General features: G+C 32.8%; 19 protein-coding genes and 1 pseudogene. 8 read left to right on the top strand and 12 right to left on the bottom strand.

Annotated features, from left to right (window positions below; all coding sequences use genetic code 11):
- Nucleotides 1-44: 44 nt before the first annotated feature.
- Nucleotides 45-1,271: an MDR family MFS transporter gene (locus VLC96_RS17120; RefSeq protein WP_325264880.1), complete on the bottom strand. Its 1,227-nt coding sequence runs from the start codon at nucleotides 1,269-1,271 to the stop codon at nucleotides 45-47.
- A gap of 143 nt (nucleotides 1,272-1,414) precedes the next feature.
- Here VLC96_RS17120 and VLC96_RS17125 point away from each other — a divergent pair, with 143 nt between their 5' ends.
- The 6 genes from VLC96_RS17125 (at nucleotide 1,415) to VLC96_RS17150 (ending at nucleotide 6,246) form a co-directional block, all read left to right on the top strand.
- Nucleotides 1,415-2,017 carry a DUF1684 domain-containing protein gene (locus VLC96_RS17125; protein ID WP_325264882.1) on the top strand — a complete coding sequence of 201 codons (603 nt, stop codon included), beginning with the start codon at nucleotides 1,415-1,417 and terminating at the stop codon, nucleotides 2,015-2,017.
- Nucleotides 2,017-2,664, top strand: coding sequence for a TatD family hydrolase (locus tag VLC96_RS17130; RefSeq protein WP_325264883.1), 648 nt, complete (start codon nucleotides 2,017-2,019; stop codon nucleotides 2,662-2,664). The genes VLC96_RS17125 and VLC96_RS17130 overlap by 1 nt, the downstream gene beginning before the upstream one ends.
- Nucleotides 2,665-2,695: 31 nt before the next feature.
- Nucleotides 2,696-3,412 (top strand): tRNA threonylcarbamoyladenosine dehydratase, encoded by a 717-nt coding sequence (locus tag VLC96_RS17135; RefSeq protein WP_325264885.1) that lies wholly within the window; start codon nucleotides 2,696-2,698, stop codon nucleotides 3,410-3,412.
- A gap of 156 nt (nucleotides 3,413-3,568) precedes the next feature.
- On the top strand, nucleotides 3,569-4,225 hold the full coding sequence (locus VLC96_RS17140) for an HAD family hydrolase (protein ID WP_325264886.1): 657 nt from the start codon (nucleotides 3,569-3,571) through the stop codon (nucleotides 4,223-4,225).
- A gap of 362 nt (nucleotides 4,226-4,587) precedes the next feature.
- Entirely contained in the window at nucleotides 4,588-5,433 is an 846-nt protein-coding gene (locus VLC96_RS17145) for a DUF2911 domain-containing protein (RefSeq protein WP_325264888.1), read from the top strand.
- A 249-nt stretch (nucleotides 5,434-5,682) separates the two neighbouring features.
- Entirely contained in the window at nucleotides 5,683-6,246 is a 564-nt protein-coding gene (locus VLC96_RS17150; protein ID WP_325264889.1) for a glycine zipper family protein, read from the top strand.
- A 110-nt stretch (nucleotides 6,247-6,356) separates the two neighbouring features.
- Here the strand turns inward: VLC96_RS17150 and VLC96_RS17155 are convergent, their stop codons facing one another.
- The 3 genes from VLC96_RS17155 to VLC96_RS17165 all read right to left on the bottom strand — a co-directional run bounded on the left by VLC96_RS17155 (nucleotide 6,357) and on the right by VLC96_RS17165 (nucleotide 11,876).
- Entirely contained in the window at nucleotides 6,357-7,358 is a 1,002-nt protein-coding gene (locus tag VLC96_RS17155; RefSeq protein ID WP_325264890.1) for a hypothetical protein, read from the bottom strand.
- Between the two features lie 131 nt (nucleotides 7,359-7,489).
- Nucleotides 7,490-9,232, bottom strand: a complete 1,743-nt coding sequence (locus tag VLC96_RS17160; protein WP_325264892.1) for a sodium:solute symporter family protein — start codon at nucleotides 9,230-9,232, stop codon at nucleotides 7,490-7,492.
- Between the two features lie 112 nt (nucleotides 9,233-9,344).
- Nucleotides 9,345-11,876 carry a PIG-L family deacetylase gene (locus VLC96_RS17165; protein WP_325264893.1) on the bottom strand — a complete coding sequence of 844 codons (2,532 nt, stop codon included), beginning with the start codon at nucleotides 11,874-11,876 and terminating at the stop codon, nucleotides 9,345-9,347.
- Nucleotides 11,877-12,207: 331 nt separating this feature from the next.
- Here VLC96_RS17165 and VLC96_RS17170 point away from each other — a divergent pair, with 331 nt between their 5' ends.
- Complete coding sequence (locus VLC96_RS17170) at nucleotides 12,208-13,197, top strand: alpha/beta hydrolase (protein WP_325264894.1); 990 nt, start codon at nucleotides 12,208-12,210, stop codon at nucleotides 13,195-13,197.
- A gap of 20 nt (nucleotides 13,198-13,217) precedes the next feature.
- Here VLC96_RS17170 and VLC96_RS17175 read toward each other — a convergent pair whose 3' ends face one another.
- The 8 genes from VLC96_RS17175 to VLC96_RS17210 form a co-directional block, all read right to left on the bottom strand.
- Nucleotides 13,218-15,032 carry a hypothetical protein gene (locus tag VLC96_RS17175; RefSeq protein WP_325264897.1) on the bottom strand — a complete coding sequence of 605 codons (1,815 nt, stop codon included), beginning with the start codon at nucleotides 15,030-15,032 and terminating at the stop codon, nucleotides 13,218-13,220.
- Nucleotides 15,033-15,180: 148 nt separating this feature from the next.
- Entirely contained in the window at nucleotides 15,181-16,278 is a 1,098-nt protein-coding gene (locus tag VLC96_RS17180; RefSeq protein ID WP_325264899.1) for an AI-2E family transporter, read from the bottom strand.
- Between the two features lie 199 nt (nucleotides 16,279-16,477).
- The gene (locus tag VLC96_RS17185; protein WP_325264901.1) at nucleotides 16,478-17,014 is read right to left on the bottom strand and encodes a hypothetical protein; all 537 of its coding nucleotides are present in this window, start codon (nucleotides 17,012-17,014) and stop codon (nucleotides 16,478-16,480) included.
- Between the two features lie 44 nt (nucleotides 17,015-17,058).
- Complete coding sequence (locus VLC96_RS17190; protein WP_325264903.1) at nucleotides 17,059-17,598, bottom strand: mechanosensitive ion channel family protein; 540 nt, start codon at nucleotides 17,596-17,598, stop codon at nucleotides 17,059-17,061.
- A gap of 2 nt (nucleotides 17,599-17,600) precedes the next feature.
- Entirely contained in the window at nucleotides 17,601-18,182 is a 582-nt protein-coding gene (locus VLC96_RS17195) for a Maf-like protein (protein ID WP_325264905.1), read from the bottom strand.
- Nucleotides 18,175-19,101: a geranylgeranylglycerol-phosphate geranylgeranyltransferase gene (locus VLC96_RS17200; RefSeq protein ID WP_325264906.1), complete on the bottom strand. Its 927-nt coding sequence runs from the start codon at nucleotides 19,099-19,101 to the stop codon at nucleotides 18,175-18,177. Before VLC96_RS17200 ends, VLC96_RS17195 begins: the two co-directional genes overlap by 8 nt.
- 66 nt (nucleotides 19,102-19,167) lie before the next feature.
- Nucleotides 19,168-19,695, bottom strand: a complete 528-nt coding sequence (locus VLC96_RS17205) for a KdsC family phosphatase (RefSeq protein WP_325264907.1) — start codon at nucleotides 19,693-19,695, stop codon at nucleotides 19,168-19,170.
- The gene (locus VLC96_RS17210) at nucleotides 19,679-20,440 is read right to left on the bottom strand and encodes a Rossmann-like and DUF2520 domain-containing protein (protein WP_325264909.1); all 762 of its coding nucleotides are present in this window, start codon (nucleotides 20,438-20,440) and stop codon (nucleotides 19,679-19,681) included. Before VLC96_RS17210 ends, VLC96_RS17205 begins: the two co-directional genes overlap by 17 nt.
- A 200-nt stretch (nucleotides 20,441-20,640) precedes the next feature.
- On the opposite strand from VLC96_RS17210, the pseudogene VLC96_RS17215 reads away from it, so the two are divergent.
- Nucleotides 20,641-21,464, top strand: a pseudogene (locus tag VLC96_RS17215) (cytochrome C biogenesis protein); the annotation flags it as partial.

Genomic DNA, 21,464 nt, shown 5'->3' on the forward strand with positions numbered 1-21,464 from the left:
AGAATTGACTTTTACCGAAGTTTTTTTGTGAAATAGTTTAATTATTATTGATTTATTTTTTCTGAAGAATGTATCATTTTGTTAAGCAAAATGCAGCAAAATGAAGCCAAAATCCCCAATGTTCCCATGATTATCCAATTGATTTGGTAGCCATAATGCGCGATGATTTCGAGACCCATTTTAGAACTTGTAATATGTGCCAGGCTAAAACTCATCGTAAACAATCCCATGTATTGACCTTCTTGACCTTTCGGTGCTCGGCTTAATGAAACAGCATTTGTAAAAGGAAAAGCAAAAATTTCGCCAAAACTTAATAGTACAATACTAATAAGCAATATAAATGCCCAAGAATCCAGCAATAACACGTAGTAACCAGCAGCAATGCATAAACTTCCATAAAAAATGGTCTTGATTCTATTTACTTTTTTACGCTCCAACATACTAACAATAGGCATTTCAAAAAGGAAAACCAATAGTCCATTAACCGAAAGAATCATACCTGTTTGAAATTCGCTAAGGCCAAATTTTTCATTATGATATAAAGGCAAAGTTGAAAATATTTGGAAAAATACAGTCACTATAACAAAACTGATAAAAAGTAACAACCAGAAAGGCTTGTCTTTGTAAATGGATTTAGGAGCAACTTTATTTGCTATATCATCGGTAGCTAAAGGGACTCTCTTTTTTTCTTTTATATAAAAAGCAAAAATCAAAATCGCAATGATACAAGTACTTCCATCAACCCAAAATAAACTTTGATACCCCATTGCTAGAATAATAAATCCTCCTATTGTAGGCCCAGCAGCAAAACCAAGATTTACAGCTAATCGGACTAATGATAATGCACGAACTCTATTTTCGGGTTTTGCATATACACTTAATGAAACAAACATCGCGGGGCGAAACATATCCGAAATCGCCATGATAATAAACATTGCAATGCACAATCCCCCAAAACTGGTAATGTATTGGAGTAAAATGAACAGAATTCCGCTTGTAAAAAGGCTAAAAATCATGATTTTGTAAAACCCAATTTTATCGGTCAATTTACCTCCCAGCCATGAACCCAGCATAGAACCCATACCAAAAGCTACCATAATCCATCCCACTTCACTGTAAGTAAAATGTAAGTCTTCTTTTAAATATTTGGATAAAAATGGAAGCACCATCGTACCTGCTCTATTGATGAAAGTAATCAGCGCAAGTATCCAAACTTCACGTGTGAACCCTTTAAAATTATTGATGTAACGACCGAGTGCAGTTCTGAGCATGGAGGTGATTTTTATAAATGCAAACTTACAAAGTTTTTTACAGCTAAATTGATTTTATTGCCTTGGTAACTTTGCGTATTTATATGGCTTATAAACTTTGTAGCTTTTATAACTTTAAACTATTTTTGCAAAAAATTAATTATATGAGAGTTATCCTGACTTTAATTTTATTAGCCCTTTTTAATTTGGGTTTTAGCCAAGCAAAGTTTGATGTAAAAGCGGTCGAAAAATTTCAAAAAGAACTCAATGCTGAATATGCTGATGCTAAAACAAGTCCTTTGACAACTGAAGATTTGGCAAAATTCAAGTCATTGGATTTTTATTCTATAAATGAAAAGGCTTTTGTAGTGGCTCAATTTATTAGAACAGAAAATGAAAAACCGTTCGAAATGAAAACTTCAACGGCTAGAAGACCAATCTATATAAAATATGGTGAAGCTCATTTCAAATTAGAAGGAAAAGAATTCAAACTGAATATTTATCGTAACATTGAGCTATCCAAAAAAGAAGAATACAAAGACTATTTGTTTTTGCCTTTCTCAGATTTGACTTCGGGTAAGGAGAGTTACATCGGTGGAAAATATATCGATTTAAAAATTCCATCAGGCAATACAATTGTAATTGATTTTAATTTATCATACAATCCGTATTGCGCTTACAATCATAAGTATTCATGCCCAAAAGTGCCTTTGGAAAATGATTTGGCTATCGAAATCAAAGCAGGTGTAAAGAAATTTCATGATTAATGCAATTTTTTAATTTACATACCCATCAATTTACAAATCAATCAAACGTTTTGGAACTAGTAAATCAATATCCACAAGAGTTTGATGCTGCTATTCCATTTTATTCTATAGGAATTCATCCGTGGTACATTGACCAGAAAACACTGGAAGCTAATTTGCAAATTATTGAAAGTAAATTACAAGAACCAAATTGTCTCGCTCTTGGCGAATGTGGACTGGATAAAAGAATTGAAGTTCCGCTTGAATTACAACAAACTGTTTTTGAGAGACAATTAGCATTGGCTCAAAAACACAATAAGCCTGTTGTGATTCATTGTGTGGCTGCTTTTCAAGAAGTGATTGCCATTAAAAAGCGATTGAAAATTACAGTTCCTATGCTTATTCATGGTTTTTCCAAGAATTTGCAAGTTGCGAATGAATTGATCAAAAATGGATTTTACATTTCGTTCGGAAAATATCTATTGCGAAATCCCGAAATGGAAGCCGTTTTTCTGAGTATTCCCAATGATCAGTTTTTTTTGGAGACAGATACAATTGAAGAAGGAATTGATGAAGTGTATGCTTTGGCAGCCAGATACAAGAACATTGATATTGAAGAATTAAAACAAATTATAAGCAAAAATTTTGAAACTGTCTTTGGTTCATAATTTTTAACATTAAACCCTTAATCAAAAGAAAATGGCAGAGTGGACAGAAAGAGCCGAATTATTATTTAAGAAAGAAGGATTACAAAAACTACAAAATGCTCACGTAATGGTAGTTGGATTAGGCGGAGTGGGTTCATTTGCGGCCGAATTTTTAGCAAGAGCAGGAGTGGGAACGATGACAATTGTAGATGGAGATGTGGTGGATATTACCAATATAAACAGACAATTACCGGCTTTACATTCAACAGTTGGAAAACCAAAAGTAGCTGTTGTTGGTGACCGTTTGATAGATATCAATCCTGAATTGAAATTGATACAAATAAAAGAATTTCTTTCTCCAGAAAGAGCTTATGATATTGTTTCTAATGAGTATGATTATGTTTTGGATTGCATTGATAGTGTCACTCCAAAATTGAATTTAATTATTTCTGCTAAAAGAAAAAAAGTCAGAATCATGAGCAGTATGGGTGCAGGCGGAAAAATGGAGGCTTCCAAAGTCAAAGTAACTGATATTGCCAAAACAGTAAATTGCCATTTGGCCAAAATCATCAGAAAGCGCTTGAAAAAGGAAAAAATAAACAAAGTAAAAGTGGTTTTTTCTTCAGAAATTCAAGACGAATGCAGTTTACGTATGACGGATGGATCTAATTTTAAAAAATCATTTTACGGAACCAATAGCTACATGCCTGGTTTATTTGGATTGTATGCTGCCGAAACCGTAATTCGATATTTACTTAAGAAAGAATAAAAAAGAGTTCTGGATTTCTAAGTTTCTAAAATCCATAAATATTGTTGATTTAGAATCAAAAAGCATCCTAGTCCTAAAGCCGACTTTAAAAAAAATAAATAAAACATTCCAAAAACTTAGCAGCTTAGTGACTAAGTAACTTAGCAACTTAAAAAAATGATAAAAACAGTAATTTTCGACATGGATGGTGTAATTGTCGATACAGAAGTTGTACACCGTTATGCTTATTACCAGCAATTTGGCGAACTTAATATCGAAGTTCCCGAGGAAATGTATACTTCATTTACAGGGTTATCGACCCGAAATACTTTTCAGAAATTAAAAGAGCATTTTCAATTAGAACAAGATGTCGAAGATTTGATTTTGAGAAAAAGAACTATTTTCAATGATGCATTTGATAACAAAGAAGATTTAGCTTTGTTGGAAGGTGTTGAGAATTTAATTAAAGATTTTCATCAAAATGGAATGCAGCTAATTGTAGCTTCATCTGCTGCTAAAGTTACCATTGATAGAGTTTTTAGACGTTTTAATTTGCATCAGTATTTTACGCATATTGTAAGTGGAGAGGATTTTCCAAAATCAAAACCGCATCCGGCGATTTTCTTGCACGCAGCCTCGTTGTCTATTGCTCCAAAAGAAAACTGTATCGTGATTGAAGACAGTACAAATGGGGTTAAAGCTGCAAAAGCGGCTGATATATTTTGCGTAGGCTACAATAGCTTTCATTCAAAAGATCAGGATTTATCATTAGCAGATATTGTTATCAATCATTTCGATGAATTGAATTTTGAAAAAGTATCTAACTTTTTATAAATTAAAAATATATCTGATCTCCATACAGTAATCCATACTTTTATAAACAAGATATTGTAATTTCTTAAATAATATTTTTTTATTTTGATTTTCCATGACTATATTTTTAGAATAGAGGATAGTTATTTTTTAAATCAGAATGACATTAATTACAATACAAACTTAGTTTCGAGCTACAATTTTCCTGTTATAAGATTTTTCAAAAAATTTATATGATTTCAAAAAAATTAATATCCTATTGTTTTTTGAGTTCAAAATTTAATTTTGCTAAATACTATAATTGTTGATTTTTAGTTAAGAAATGAGTAACATTTAGAGCTTCTAAATTTGTAATTTTGAAAAAAACACATAAACCAATGAACATGAAAAAGATCCTTATTGCATTTGCTATTATTATAGCGCCATTAATTACTCAAGCTCAATTGAAAATTCCTCAGGCAAGTCCAAAAGCCACTATATTACAAACAGTTGGATTAACAGATGTTGAAATTGTTTACTGCAGACCAGCCGCTAGAGGAAGAGCTGTATTTGGTAATTTAGTTCCGTTTGGAAAAGTTTGGAGAACAGGAGCGAATGAAAATACAACCATTTCTTTTAGCGATGATGTAGTGATTGATGGTAAGACATTGCCAAAAGGGAAATATTCTTTATACACTATTCCGAAAATTGAAAGTTGGGAAGTGATCTTTTATTCGACTACCAACAATTGGGGAAATCCTGAAACTTGGAATGATGCCAATGTTGTGCTTAGAACTACAGTAAAAGAAGAAGCTTTGTCAAAACCAATTGAATCTTTTACAATTCAATTAGCCAATTTAACAGCTGATTCAGCCGAGCTAGAAATGGCTTGGGAAAACTCATCAGTATCGATGAAGTTTGATGTGCCTACACAAAAAACAGTACTAGCAAATATAGAGTCAGTATTATCAGGACCTTCATCAGCAGATTATTTTACATCTGCACAATATATTTATCAGTCTAATGGCGATAACGCAAAAGCAATGTCATATATAGACAAAGCGATGGAATTAAGCACCGAAAAACCATATTGGTACACTCGTTTGAAATCGCAAATTCAGGCTCGTGCAGGAGACAAAAAAGGAGCTATAGAAACAGCTACTATTTCGCTTGCTGCCGCTGAAGCTGCTAAAAATCAGGATTACATAAAAATGAATAGAGAAAGTATTTCTGAGTGGAGTAGAAAGTAAGCATAAGTGCTTTGAAGATTTCATAAAAAAACCCGTTTCGTCACTAATGATGAAACGGGATTTTTTATTAAGTCTTTTGTTATTTCTGTGAAGATTGGTTTTTAAATAAAAAAATGATTTGCTAAATCATGTTGTATTTTTCATTAAATTTAATGGTAAATTACTGAAAGCGAGAGTCATGTAAGATTGTTAGTTATCAATTATTTTCAAAGGTGTCAATTGAGTTACTTATCTTAAAATTCTGTCAATATGAAAATTCAACAAATTTTTTCAGGTCTTAAAAACAGTTTCGCTATACTGCTGTTTTTGATTTTTATTGCTCCTTCTGTTTGTGCTCAGCAGGCTACAACAGCTACTCTTACTGATAAAGCTTCCCTTAGTTACAATCAGATTTCCAAAGCTAGTAATGTAATTGCTTATCCTGCAAAAGGTCAAACACAGGATAAACAAAAAAATGATGAGTACGATTGCTATAAATGGGCTTATGAACAAACAGGAATCGATATTTTGAATCCGCCGAAAGTACAAGCTGCGCCAGTTGATACCGCTCCTAAGGGAGAAGCTGTTAAAGGTGCTGCAAGAGGTGCTGCTGTGGGGGCTGCGGTTGGTGCTGTTACCGGAGATGCGGGCGATGGGGCAGCAGTAGGTGCAATTGCAGGTGGAGTTTCGGGTCGAAGACAGGCAAAACACCAAAAAAAAGCACAAGCACAACAAGCTTCAGCCGGTGCTTCTACAGCAGAGAAAGATATGAAAGATAAATTTTCAAAAGCATTTTCAGTTTGTATGGAGGGAAAAGGATATACAATCAAATAGGAATAGCTTTTTCATTTAATGCAATGATCTCTTTTCTATTTTGATATTTACATAAAAAAACGGATTGTTCTAAAAATAGACAATCCGTTTTTTTATTTTGAGTTTAAAAATCAGTTTACATTGTTGCAATCTGTTTTTATGACGATAGTATAATCGGGATTTAGTGGTTCGTTGGTTTGCGCTAACCTTTGCGAACCTGTATTGGCAGGACAAGCAATATCATTTGTTGCATCATAGATAAGACTCTTTCCGTTTAAACTGATGATGAGTTCTTTTGGAACATAAATTTGGACTTTTGTAACTGAATATCCTGAAGGAATGTATCTAACATAATATCCGTCAGGGTGTAAAGTCCATATTCCGCTTGGGTAATCAGTTCTTGGAGGAGCGATTCCGGCAAGAATGGCATATTTTTCCATTTCTTGATAGGTGTAATTTCCTGAAGTTATTAAGCCGCGAATGCTGTTTTCGGCTTCAAAAACGGTTTGTACGCTTTCGGGTAGTTTTGCTTTAGCTTGATTAATTACTTCGTCAGGCAGGAATCCTAGAGCTCCATCTTCCAGTTGAGATAATTGTTTTTTTGTGAGTAAAGTAACGGCTGTTAGTTTTACTTCAGTACTAAAATTGACAAATTTAGTCTTAGCTATAATGGCCCATAGCAAAACTTGAATCTTATGCTGTTCTATCTCAGGATGATTTTCAGCACTTTTTAATATGGCGGTAACAATTTCTTTTTTGGAACCTTCGGTAGGTGCGTACATATAACCATCTCCTTTGGAAGGCGCAAATGTACCCGCATGCAGACAATAACTTTTATTGGTCATTTCATAATAACCTGCGCAAAGTACAAAACCTCCAGTTGGGGCTTTTGGTAATAAATACAAAGGCTGCGCTGATCCTAATTTGAAAAAATCTGGCATTTGTGAACCTTCTTTATTTACATTTTCAAAAGCGGTAGTTATTGCTGCCGGTTTTTTGAACAGCTTGTCGACTCCAAGTAAGGATGTACCAAGTTTTAATACATCTGTTGAAAGACCAAATTGCGAATAAGTAGTGTTACTGAAAAATATTAGAAATAACAGGACGAAGTAAATAAATCTTAATTGTTTCATTATTAAAGGTTTATTGGTTGTTTATTGTCCCAAATTTAATTTTTTTTTAATTGTATCTAATATTATTTGTATTATTTTTCTATAAAATCTTTTACAGCATTTGAATGTGTTCCAAATACTGCAAAAAGATTTTATAAACTTATATTTTCGGTTAATTCTGTTTCTTCTTCATTCTTGAATATTGTTATTTGAAATAAGAATGAAAGTAAAATAGTAAGTAATGCTCCAATGAAATTAAGCCATAAATAACCTAGTTTTTCTTCACCACTATTGTATATAAAGTTGGTGAAATAGTAGATAATAAAAATTGCTATTTGGCTAATTATGGCGCTACAATAAATCGCTTTACCACGTATTTTCGGGATATAAAAACCAACAAGGAAAATTCCCAAAACGGTTCCGTAAAATATAGATCCTATAATATTTACCAACTGAATTAAATTCTCAAAAAGTGTTGCAATACAGGCAAAACCTATGGCGATAATTCCCCACATAAGAGTGAAAAGTTTTGATGCATTCAGATAATGCTTTTCGGTTTTTTCTTCTTTGAGATTACGTTTGTAGATATCAATTGCAGTTGTCGAAGCCAATGCATTTAGCCCAGAAGCTGTAGATGACATTGCTGCCGAAATGATCACCGCCAACAATAAACCGATAAGTCCTTTGGGTAAATAATGGAGAATAAAATAGAAAAAAACGTAATCTTTATCGTTTGTTTCTGCTTTGCTATCTGCTTTTGAAATAATTTCTCTGGCTTGTGCCCTTAATTCTTTTTCTTTTACCGCCAAATCGACAAGTTCTTTTCGAAGAGTTGGGTTATCATAGTCCTGATTAAGTTGATCGATATACAATAAGTTGATCACTTTTTCATCTTCAAATAAGGTATCTAAATCTTTTTGCAGTTTTTGATATTCTCCTCTGTATTTCGAGTTTTCGACTAAAGTTTTATTGTTTGGGTTAAAATTTATTGGAGTCTCATTAAATTGAAAAAAGATAAAAACCATTACACCAGTAAGCAAAATCAGGAATTGCATAGGCACTTTTAAAAGTCCATTCATGATTAAACCCATTTGGCTTTCACGAACCGATTTTCCTGACAAATAGCGCCCTACTTGCGATTGATCAGTACCAAAATAGGCCAAAGCCAAAAAGAAACCACCAGTAATTCCGCTCCAAATAGTATATTTTTCGTCTAAGTCAAAAGAAAAATTTACGATATTCATTTTTTGATTGGCACCTGCAATGTGTAGTGCATTATCAAAAGTCATATCGTTTGGCAAATAATCAAGAATAAGGAAAAAAGTAATCACCATCCCGGACAAAATCACAAACATTTGTTGTTTCTGCGTGACATTTACAGCTTTTGTTCCTCCCGAAAAGGTATAAATAATCACCAAAATTCCAATGATGATATTCATATACGTTAGATCCCAACCCAGTAAAGCCGATAAAATAATAGAAGGAGCATAGATGGTAATTCCTGTACCTAATCCTCTTTGTACCAAAAATAAAATAGCAGCAAGGGAACGTGTTTTTAGATCAAACCTTTTTTCTAAATATTCATATGCGGTATAGACTTTGTATTTGTGATAAATAGGAATAAAAGTAACACAGATCACAACCATAGCAATTGGCAAACCAAAATAGAATTGCACAAATCCCATTCCGTCATGATACGCTTGTCCGGGCGTAGAAAGGAAGGTAATGGCACTTGCCTGTGTAGCCATCACCGAAAGTCCAACGGTAAACCATGGAGTTTCATTGTTGCCCAGAATATAGTCCTCAACATTTTTACTGCCTCGGGTTTTCCAGGCACCGTAAATTACTATGAATAATAATGTTACAATCAGTACAATCCAGTCAAATAATTGCATAGGTTAAGAGTATAATTTCATTATTAAATAGAAAATAATAATAAACAACGCATTGGCGATCAGAACTAATGTATAGCTTTTTGACCAAATTTTGGGATCTTTTGAGTCCATATTATTGTTTTATTTTTTGATTAGGAACACTTACCGAAGGTTTAGTCGAAATTAAATTGGATAATAATTTATAAGCTCCAGGAACGCCTTCCGGTAGTTCTCTAAAAAGGCTTAATCCAGTATAAATATAATTTCCTCTTCCATATGGAGCAATTAATAAAGCGCCATCTTTTGGAGTTTCGCCTTTATCATTTGATGATAGAATAGGAGTAAAGGCTTTATCGAATTCTCTTGGATAATACAATCCTTGCTCTTGTTTCCAACCTTTAAAATCATTTTGGCTAATGGCATTTGGATAATTCAAAGCAGGATTACCAGGTGACAGAAAACGAACTTCGGCATTTTCTTCGGTTACTCTGTCATTTGAAAGTTTTAGCGGATAGGGAGCGATTTTGGAGGTAACCAAATCGCCATTCGTATTGTATTGGACAATCATTGTTTTACCATTTTTTACAAAATCAAACAAAATATCTTGTTTGTAAGCCAAAGCTTTAACCGTGTTGTAAGCACGAATTCCTGTCATTACAACATCAAAATTTTCTAGTTTTTCGGGAGTGATTTCTTCAGGTTTTACTATCGTTACTTTGTATCCCATTTGTACCAAACTTTGCGGGACATCGTCGCCAGCACCCATGATATAAGCAATTTTTTCCTGATTGGTCTTTAAATCCATTCGGATGCATTTTACTTCCGAAGTTTTCAAAACTTGTTGTTTTGTAATATGATCGTAATTAATGATAATTTGTTCTTTATCATAAGCAACTTGATCAATGGTAGCAATACTTTTGGCAACAACCTCACTAACTTGCGAAGGTGGAGTTACTTCAAAATAAACTGTTTGTTCAGTTCCTTTTTTGTCTAATTGAAAAGCGATCGATTCAGGAGATACTTTCCAGTTTTTTGGTAAGTCGAGTTTTAGATTGCCTTTGATATCATTTTTCCCAGATTTAATTGTGATACCTACATATTTTGATTTAGTATTTGGAAAAAGTAAAACTTTATCCTGAATGGTAGTCGTTACTTCTGGAACGATATCTAAGAAGTTGTACACTTCGCCTTTTACTTCGTCGTTGCGTTTATAAACGACAATTCGTTCAAAAGGGATTTCGATATTATTAATTTTTACATTAAAAATTACTTTGACTTCTCTTATAATATCAGGAATTCCAATATTTTTTTGATCTTCAACGGTATATAAACCATCAGTTCCTTTTTCCTTTAACCAATAAGGCTGTGTGTAATTTATAGTTTCGGGCAATTGTAATTCCACCGAACTATTTTGAAGTGAATTGTTTTTTAAAATAGTGTTTAAAACCGTAGTTTTTTGTTCAGGTAAAGTGGTTACACTTACTAATTGCATGTCAACAGGACTTCGGTTTATGGCTTCGAGATTAATTTTTATAGTGCTTCCCGGAGTTGCTTCCTGAGTGTTGGAAACAGCCTCCAGAAATAAACCAGAACAATCTGCGATTATTTTTTTTATTTCTTCAGATTTGAGGGTTTTCCAATGATTTTCGTCTAATGCTAGAATCATTGTATAGGCTTTTACCAAATTTGGAACACTCGCTGATGGATTTTTAAAATCATATTCATTGGCAATTTTTGTGATTAATTCACCAATTGGTTTGCCGCCTTTTACTCGATTCCAGCTTGTATCAATGCCTTCAAAAATAGAGACTTTATTTTGTAACGGTTCGCCTTTAAGAAATTCCAAATATTCAGTGTCTTCGCCACGAGATCCTGTGCTTCCGAATCCTTGCGATTTATGGCTAGAGCGACTCAAAGCTGCTATTTCCTGATTGGATTTTCCTAAAGTTGGAAAATAAACGCCTGTTGGGATTGCTATCAGATTGGTTTTGTTTGCTGCATCAAATTTTTCTTTGCTTCCATAAAACCACCAAGAAGTATTAAAAAAAGCTCTTTTAGGTTGCCATGGTTGTTCCAATTTTAATTGTTCTGGAAAAGCTTTTGGATTATTAGCCAGATCAAAACCCTCTATGCTCAACATCGCTGATGATGTGTGATGACCGTGTGTGGTTCCTGGTGATCTATGGTCAAATCTATTGATGATAACGTCGGGTTGAAATTTTCTGATAACCCAAACTAAGTCAGCTAAGACTTTTTCTTTGTCCCAAATTTGTAGTGTTTCTTCTGGATTTTTGGAATACCCAAAATCGTTGGCTCTGGAAAAGAATTGTTCTCCGCCATCTATCTTTCTAGCTTCGAGAAGTTCTTGAGTTCTAATAACTCCTAATAATTCACGCAATTGTGAACCAATTAAATTTTGCCCGCCATCGCCTCTGGTTAATGATAAATATCCTGTTCTTGCATGTATGTCATTGGCGAGATACGAAATTAATCTTGTGTTTTCATCATCTGGATGTGCGGCGATGTAGAGTACGGTTCCTAAAAAATTAAGTTTCTGAATTTGATTGTAAATTTCGGCAGAACTTGGCTTTTGAGGTTTTTGGGCGTTTATTATTGGTATAAAAAGGATGAAAAGTAAAAATGATTTTAAAAAAAGCTTTCGCATAACAGGGGATTTATTATTCAAAAAAAATAGTTCTGCTCCAAAAATACTAATTTAATAATTTGTAAATTGTAAAATTGTTAATTAGATAATTAGGAAAGGCATAAATTAGTAATTATAGGTAGAATGTATTAAAAAACCTTTTGTTTCTAGCTAGCCCTGATCGAAGCGGCATCCTTTATTTTTTTTCTTTAAAAAAATAAAGATATAGCGTAGAGCAGGTGGGATGTTTCTTGGAATCCCTATTGTTTGTGCTCCTAAAAATAAATATGTGTATTAATTTTCTAAGTTTCTATGTAACTTAGAAACTCAGCAACTTAGTAACTTTTAAGAAATGAATATACAATACAAAGAGGACGTTTTAAGGAATGGTTTTGAGCAAACAGTTATTACTCAGCGTGATGATTATGAGGGTAAGGTTACAGCTACGCTTGTTAGAAAGCTTAGTTCGTCAGAATCGAACAAAGCTATTTTGTGTATTCATGGTTTTAATGATTATTTTTTTCAAGAGATACTTGCTGAAAAATTTGTGGAGAAAGGATATCATTTTTACGCTTTGGATTTGAGGAAATATGGACGGTCTATTTTGAAAAATCATATACCTAATAATGTGAGAGATTTATCGGAGTATTATGAAGATATCGACAAAGCATTGGCAATAATTCGCGATGAAAGCAATACTGAAGTGGTGCTTTATGGCCATTCGACAGGTGGTTTGATTATTACTCTATATGCTGCTGAACGGAAAAAAACGCCACTTTTTGATGTATTGGTTTGCAATAGTCCTTTTTATGATTTTAATATCCCGTGGCTTCATAAGAAAGTTGGAATTCCATTTTTAGCTTTTTTGGGCAGGCTCTTTCCTAATTTGGTTTTGCCGATTGGATTTTCAAAATTTTATGGTAAGAGTTTGCACAAAAATGATTTTGGCGAATGGGATTATAATCTGAAATGGAAACCTCACGTGGCTCCGTCTATAAATGCGGGGTGGATAAACGCAATATATCAGGGGCATTTAAAGATTGCAAAAGGGATTTTGGTTGCGAAACCAATTTTGATTTTGCATTCTTTGCATTCTGTTTATCCTAAAAAATGGAGTAACGAAATGTTTGAAGGTGACGCGATTTTGAATGTGAAAGATATTATCGAAAAATCCAAATTAATTGAAGCTCCTTGTAAAGAGGTAATTGGTTTTAAAGGCGCTATACATGATTTGGTTTTATCTAAATTGGAAGTGCGAAATTTAGTTTTTGAAACTATTTTTACACAATTAAATCTTTTCTTGAAGAATAATTCTAAGGTTGAAGAGAAGGTAAAGATTTAAATAGCGATAAAAAATCTAAACTATTTATAACCCACAATTTGTGGTTTTTCCAGTTCAAAATTCAAAAGGCCATAATCCGAAGTTTCGAAAGTATTGGTTTTGATAACATTATATGCATCTGGTGGAATATTAGGATAATACGACAATGATAGTTGAAAAGAACTAAATACCAAGTAGTCATTGCTAATTAATAATCCGAGTGTGAATTTTGAATAGGCTTTATTGCGTGACATAGAATTATTGGCGCTACCTAAAACCCCAATCGTATAATTGAAAAATGGATTCATACGAAATCCCCAAACAGCATGAGGAGAATAGGTTTGGGTTTGCAATGACAAAACCATTTTGTTGGATCCATAAATTGGCGCATTAAAGCCGGCCAAGCCATTACTTTCGTTAATATTTAATTGATCGCCGATAATATCATAATGATTAAGACCAATAATGGTTTTGGGATTGATAAATTGTCTGAGTTTCCATCGTCCGATACTGTAAAGTTTTGTAAAATAGTTGGCTTCAAATAAAAAGGTTGACTGATAAGTTTTGGAATCCTGAAAGAATGTTCCTGCTTCAAAATTCATGCTCAAAAAACCTATTTTAAAGTAATTTCCAAAGGAAAACTGTCCGCCAATATAAGGCTTCCATAAAGTGTTTTTGTATTGGTAGCCAAATGTTACCCCGTAAATTTTTCCAATAGGAACATCCTCTGTATTTCCGTTTCTAAAAATATAGCTGTCTTTTATATACTTACGTTTGTTGAGCCCCACGCCAGTTAAATAAAGTTGCTGATCCGAATAAAAATGGTTTGGATCATAAAGTTCTGTTGGAGTTCTGGTATAATCCTCATTCAGGAAACGCGCAGAAACTATCAGATTCATAATTCCGTTATTTTGGTCCTGAAATATTTTAAAGGCTCTTCCAGCCCAGAAATCTTGGGAATTGTATTTGAAATTTTGATCAGCATAAGACAAATCTGGTGCCTGCAAAGAGTCTCTCCTAAATTCTTGACTAATATAAACGCCGCCTGCCCATTTGGTTAATGGTGAATAAAATGCACGTTCGATATCAATGCTTTTGGAGTAATTATGCTCAAAATCTTTTTTATAATGCAAAACTGTACTTATAAAAGTATTTTTAATATTTGGAACAGAATATGTTAGCTCATGTCCATTTTGCCCATCATCAAAACGGTTTGTAAATCGATAATCAAATAATTGTCCAGTTCCAAAAAAGTCTTTTTCTTTTACCCCAACGGCAACCTGATTGTTGGATATTGAAAATCGCGGAATTGTACTCCAGGAATCCAAAACCCGAATAGTGACATCGACGGAATCTGATGCTTTGCCTGCAAGTTGATTCGTGATGCGCACAGCCGTTACATACTTTTGGGAACGGATAATACGTTCTGATTCCTCCATTTTATAGGAATCATAAGGAGTATTTTTTTTGATTAATAATAAATTATGAATCGCTATTTTTTTGGTTTTTATGTGCAGTCTGTTTCCTGTCCTTTCTCCCCAAAATTTTGGCTCCTGCGTAGTATCAACTACCGAATGTCCAAAGGGGTCAAGGGTCACAATGTTTATTTTGCGAATGATTTTGCCATTATAATTGACCGAATCCTCTAGTACGGTTAATTTTTCTTTTTTGTACACTTTGCGGGTTCTAAAAAGGAGTTTGTGAAGTGCTCTTGTAAAATTATGTTTTTTGGAATAGTTCCGAATTTTAGAATAAATTACTGGTGTTGTATCTTTTTTTGTAGTGACCTGAGCATAATTATGCTGTAAACAAAAACAGAAAAAAATCAGAATTACTATTTTTTTGTTCGAATACATGTAGATAATTTTTGACTCAAATTTTAAGGGTTTAAATATTTATTTGCAAAACGAAATTCACCTATAGATGTACAGATCTATCTAATTTTTTATCAAACAATCTATACACTTATGGTTCAATCTTTTTGTTGAAAATATTATAATTAAATTAATTTTGTGCTTTGATTTTTCGAATTCTCCAGGCGAATTTCTTTGGCATGTGATTCCCCATCAGATATCCCCAGGATTCCAAAGATTCTATTCGGTCAAAAATAATTTTCAGAATAGCCAAAAGTGGTATTGCTAAAAACATTCCCGAAATTCCTGCAGCTGTACCTGCAACAAGAATCCCTAATATGGATACGAATGCATTGATTTCGACATTTGAACTAATGATTAAAGGGACAATTAAATTATTATCAATTAATTGAACAATAACATTTACAATCAAAATTCCAACAATAATCGATGTTTCTGCTGATCCGGTTAACGAGGCTAAAACAGTAATTATTCCTGCTGCCAAAATACCGATATACGGAATCATATTTAAAAGACCTGTTATAAGCCCTAATAATATAAAATATTTTACACCAATTATCCAAAGTCCTAAGCTGGTTAAGACTGAAACGATTACCATTTCAAGAACTAAGCTCATGATATATTTGTTAATAGAAATTTTTATTTGAGCTAAAATTTCTTTTAGAGTTGCATGATTTTCTTTGTTTATCAATTTTACAAGAAAAACAATAAAATGATCTTTATATATTAAAAATAAAAACGTGTAAATCGGTATGATAGTGAAGTCTAATAGTAAATCACTCAACGAAATCAATGCAGACCCAATAGTACCAGTTCCGTTATTTACAGAATCTTTAGTTACATCATGAATGTATTTTTTCTGTTCACCAATACTTATATTAAAATGTAGCTTGATGAATTTATGGATTTCTATTAAAAATGAATTTGCATTTCTTTTAATAGTATCAAAATCACTAGCCATATCAGAAACCTGATACGAAATGAATAACAAAATACTTACAATAACAGCTGCAAAAATTATCACAGAAAATATTGCGGCAAGATATCTAGGAAATTTTAATTTGGTGTTGAAAAATGTAAAAACAGGAAGTAATAAAATTGAAAATAAAAATGCCATCAAAACTGAGGTAATAATATCTTTTCCAACATAAAAAATATAAGCAAAACAGATTAAGATCAAAAGAATGAAAGATAGTTTTGCATAGAAAGGTAATTTTACTGCCTCCATAAATAGTGTTGAGTTTTTAAAAATTTGAAAATACTTAACAAATATTATACTTTCTTAAATTAATCGTGTTGCAATATTATTTTATTACTTTATAATATTCCCATGAACCATTGGTTTACTGCAGAATCTATTGGAATTACATATAAAAAAATGGCTCTAATTATGAACTAATTAGAGCCAAAAATTGAATGTTATAATTTTAGTGTTTACCTTTTCCTTTTCCGTGACCTTCATGGTGACCATGGTTTCCATTGTCATGGTGGTCATGATCATGATGAAACTCCTGTGGCCCTGTATGTGGGTGAAATTCTTTTCTGTTTTTCTGATGAGCGCCTTTGTAACCTTTATAATATTTCACTTTGTGAGTATCAAAATAAGCGTAGGGAGCGTTTCCATGATAATCTGTTAAAACAACTTTGTAGCCATTATACAAATCATAATGTCTGCAATGGCTTGGTAATCTTTTGGTACGAATCCAATGAGATCCTGATAAATAAATGTATTGTGCATGTCTGATATCATAATACATTTGAATATCTGGAAGGTAATAATATTCTACATTGTCATATCCGACAGGTCCCCATTCTGGTGGTGATGCAACCACAACTTTAGGAGATTCGACTACCACAACTGGAGGTGGAGGTGTACCAATATTGACATTTACTGAAACTTGTGCCTGGATCGAACTCGCTGATAAAATTAGCAGTCCGATAATAATAAACTTGATTGTTTTCATTGTAATAAAATTTAGGGGTTAATTAGGTTAAAAAAAAATGATTGTTAGTCAACAAAATCATTATATTGTTGAGTAGGTTTTTTTAGAATTGAAATTCCTTTTTGAAAGAACAAATTATTTGGGTAAATAACTCTCTCGCCTTCTTTGGATCGAATGGTAACGTGAAATGCGCCAATATCTTCAATTTCGCCTTCTACAAGATAATCCTTGTCGTGGATTAATATTACATCTCCAATTTTAAATGGAAACGAAAAGAACAAAATGATACCCGAAGTAATATTACTCAGGATTGACCATTGTGCAAACATCGCGACACCAATTACTGTTGCAACAGATGAAATAGTTATAAAAATATCTTTCGGCTGAACTCCCCAAATCAATATAAAGATTATCGATGCCAAAATTGTAATTAAAAGATGGATGTACTTGATAACAAGATTGGTTCTTTTCTCAATAATCTCGCTTGTTTTGGCGTACCGTTTTACTATTTTTGAAACAAAAGTACGAGCCAAAAAAACAACCAATAAGAGTACACCAGTACTGACTTCCTCTTTGATATAATGATTGAAAAAATCCGTTTCCATTTTTATAAATTATTTAAATACTCATAAACTTTATCTGTTGGCATTCCCATAACATTGGCATATGAACCTTCAATTTTTGAAACTCCAATAAAACCAATCCATTCTTGGATTCCATAGGCTCCAGCTTTATCATAAGGTTTGTATTTTTCCAAATAATAAAGAATCGCTTGGTCACTTAACGCATTGAATGTTACTTTTGTTGTTTCAGTTATTAGATTAAAAGATGTTTTTGTCTTAAAACAAACCGAAGTAATCACTTCATGAGTATCATTCGATAATGATTTTAAGATTTCAAAAGCATCTTGATGATCCTTTGGTTTACCTAAAGCACAATTTTTATGCCAAACTATAGTGTCGCTAGTAATTAAAATGTCATTTTGCTGTAATTCTCCTTCAAAAGCGTTGGCTTTCAGTAAGGAAAGGAAATTAGTTATTTCTTCGGCCTTTAATTCTGGAGGAAATATTTCTTCGGTTTCTTTGAGTCTAATTTCAAAATCTAAGTCTAAATCTCTGAAAAATTGTTGTCTTCTTGGTGAACCTGAAGCTAATATTATGTTGTAGTTTTTGAGTTTTTCTTTAAGCATGGTGCAGAATATTATAAGTAACAATAGCAATAGAAAATAATCCAAATAAAATCACCAGCTTTAAAACAATACTTAAATGATGAAAATCTTTACTGTTTTTGGCATCTATCATTTTCACCGGAAAATAAATTAACGGTGCTACAATGAATATCAAAGCATAGATTGTTGCCAAATACAAATCAAAAGCAAAAAAGTATTTTTTGATATATAGTACAACTAAAACTAATGGAATAAGGCTGAGAACCAATACTAATTTGGCTGTTCTTTTGATGCCCAAAACAATTGGTAATGTATTCATCCCCTGATTGTAATCGCCATTGATGTCTTCCAGATCTTTTACAATTTCCCTAATAAAATTAATAACAAAGGCAAAAATAGCATAGTCCAATAGTATCGAAAACAAATCGGCCATTATCACTTTGTTTTCTGTATTGATAGCTGGTAAAAGGTCAAAAACTCCAATAATAATCACACTAAAAGCCAATAAAAGAGCCACCACAAAATTTCCGATAAGTAGCATTTGCTTTAAACTGGTAGCATATAAATATAAAGTAGCCGAAATAACAATAAATATCGCCGCAAACCCCGGTTTACCAATCACATTGGATAAATAAAAGCCTGCTCCAACGCCCAAAACTGTTACCAAAAAATAAACATTATAAGCGGTAACTTCTGTGATACTTTTTCCAACAATAACCTGATTGGGTTTGTTATCATTATCAGTTGCCTGATCCATAATATTATTAATTACATAACCTCCGGCCGCAATCATAATAGTGGCAAATACTAACAGCAAATATTGCCACTCATTTAAAGCCAAAGGAATGCTTTGAAAATTTAAAAAACCATATCTAAACAACAGCTGCATTAAAGCCAACATGAGAAGGTTTTGGTAACGTATTAATTTAAGGTAATTCATTTTTAATTATAAATTATAAATTGTGAATGATGAATTGTGAATTCGAAATTGATTAATAATTAACCATTAATCATATTTAGCATCAAAATATCCCATCCATTTTCCCTGAACTTTCATGACTTGTTCGATTACATCGCGGACAGCACCTTTGCCGCCTTTAACGTGTGATATATACTTAGAAATAGTTTTGATTTCCGGGCTTGAATCTTGTGGGCAAGTTGGTAATCCAACTAATTTCATCACATGATAATCCGGAATATCATCTCCCATATACAAAACCTGTTCTGATTTAATGCCATTGACAGCAGTGTATTCTTTGAAAGTTTTTACTTTATCTGGAGTTCCTAAATGAATATCAGTAATTCCTAAATTTTTCAGTCGCACACGAACCCCTTCATTACTTCCGCCAGATATAATGCACACGTTGTAACCACTTTCAATAGCAGCTTTCATGGCGTAACCGTCGCGAATATTCATGGTTCTTAACATTTCTCCTTCATTAGAAACAAACACAGAACCGTCAGTAAGTACGCCATCTACGTCAAAAATAAACGTAGTAATGTCATTCATTATTTCTTTATAGCTTTTTGCCATGATTTTGTATAGATTGGGTTAATATTTTATAAATTGTTGATTGATTTTCATCAGATAAAAACGATTCATGCGCTTCTATAGTTGAAACATCATTGCGTTTTGCTGGTCCGGTTTGAGCGTCTTTTGGCGAAAGGGTTAAAAGTTTTTCGGCAGTTTCCAGAATTAAAGGCTTTAAAATGTCGAAAGAGACGTGGTTTTCCAGACAAATGTCATTTCCTAATTGGTATAAATAATTAGTGAAATTATTAACAAAAACCGCGGCTACATGCAACGCTTTTCGCTGGTGAGAATCAATTGGATAAATGTTGTCTGATATGGAAGACGCTACTTTTTCCAATAAAGTATAATCATTTTCAAATTGTGTTTCCAGGCAAAGCGGAATAGTTTTGAAATTAACGGCTTTCCCTTTGGTAAAAGTTTGTAAAGGATAAAAAACACCTTTTCTGTTTTTGCCATCCAATGAAGTCAACGGTGCACTGCCTGAAGTATGAACGACTAATCGATTCTCGAAAGGCAATTGTGAAGAAACGGTTCCAATAGCATCATCTGAGACGGCTATGATATATAAATCTGCATACTTTAAATTATTCCAATCATTGGTAATTTTACTCGAATCAAGATTGGAAATAATTTGTTTTTGGCTTCTCGAAAATACCTGAATAATTTCTATCGCGTTGCTTTTTGCGAAAGCATCAATCAAGTGTTGCGCTACATTCCCAGAGCCTATAATCGTAATTTTAATCATTTGGCAAAATTAGCAAAAAAAATGAAGACTTATTATCCAAAATTTTAGTGAATAGATATAACAGTAATGGCTATAATTTATTGTCTTTTTATTACTAAAATGATTCTTAATTTTGGATTAAATTAACAAATTGATCTTAAAACAACTGGACATTTTTAAGTACTTTTGCCACACTTTATAAAAACGAAATTTACTCCCAAATGAATAAAAAAATATTCTCTTTTCTTTTTTCTACTCGATTAATGGCTGTTTTGTTCCTGACTTTTGCAATAGCAATGGGTGTCGGAACTTTTATCGAAAGTAAATACAACACAGATACTGCCCGAATTTTGATCTATAATACCTGGTGGTTTGAAGCTATTATGGTTGTTTTTATGATTAATTTCATTGGAAATATAAAGCGTTATCAATTGTTAAAAAAAGAAAAATGGGCGAGTTTACTGCTTCATTTGTCATTCATATTTATAATTGCAGGTGCATTTATCACTCGTTATATTAGTTATGAAGGAATGATGCCTATTCGCGAAGGTGCTACCGAAAATCAATTCTATTCTGATAAAATGTTTTTGACTCTTTTTGTTGATGGAGAGTACAAAGGTGAAATGAAGCGTAGAGTTTTTGATAAACCGCTTTTACTGTCGCCAGTTACCAATAATGATTTTTCGTTAAAAGGTGATTTTGCAGGAAATCCATTCGAAGTGCGTTACCAAAATTATATTATGGGCGCCAAAGAATATGTAAAACCTGACCCAAAAGGAAATTTATATTTTAAACTGGTTGAAGCTGGAGATGGCGGAAGAGAAGAACATTTTCTGAAATCAGGAGAAGTTCAAAACATTCATAATGTTCTTTTTGCATTAAATAAATTTACCGAAGGTGCCATCAATATTAATACTCAAGGGAGTGAATATACCATTCAAATGCCTTTTGAAGGGAATTTTATGAGAATGGCTGATAAACTCCAGGGAAAAGTTACCAAAGATATCGTTCAGCCATTAATGATGCGTTCATTGTATAGTATTGG

This window comes from Flavobacterium sp., from assembly GCF_035456085.1.
Taxonomy (GTDB): domain Bacteria; phylum Bacteroidota; class Bacteroidia; order Flavobacteriales; family Flavobacteriaceae; genus Flavobacterium.